1 protein-coding gene is annotated in these 355 nt (G+C 65.9%); it reads right to left on the bottom strand.

The annotated features are described in order from the left end of the window. Nucleotides 1–355 (bottom strand): DUF433 domain-containing protein (locus HBA93_RS19490; RefSeq protein ID WP_221724393.1); only part of this gene is annotated, 355 nt, incomplete at both ends.

Below are 355 nucleotides of genomic sequence, written 5' to 3'. Positions count from 1 at the left end.
CCGCCTTCCTACGGCGAGGTACGCGCCGGTCAGTGACGATGGTCGAGCCTTCCGGGAGGTCGCCCGAGACGCGGGGCCGGCCGCGGAGCGGGTTGGCTTCCGCATAGATCGCGGCAAGGCGAACCTTCTCGGCATCGAGGCTTGGCCAGGCGTCAAGGATGCGCTCGATCGGGCGACCGGCCGCGACGGCGGCTGCGACATCGTAGACAGGAACGCGAGTGCCACGAATGACTGGCGTACTGCTGAGAATATCGTCGGAGGTACAGACGATTTCGCGCGCTGCTGCCAGATCGTCCAGCCGCTCGCTCGTGCCCTTCACGAAGGGCAACAGATCGATGGTAAGGAACTCGTCGCG

Origin of the sequence: Ochrobactrum sp. SFR4 (genome assembly GCF_019730395.1) — a bacterium.
Taxonomy (GTDB): domain Bacteria; phylum Pseudomonadota; class Alphaproteobacteria; order Rhizobiales; family Rhizobiaceae; genus Pseudochrobactrum.
The sequence above is the reverse complement of the archived record's forward strand: the minus strand, read 5'-3'. Positions and strand labels throughout refer to the sequence as shown.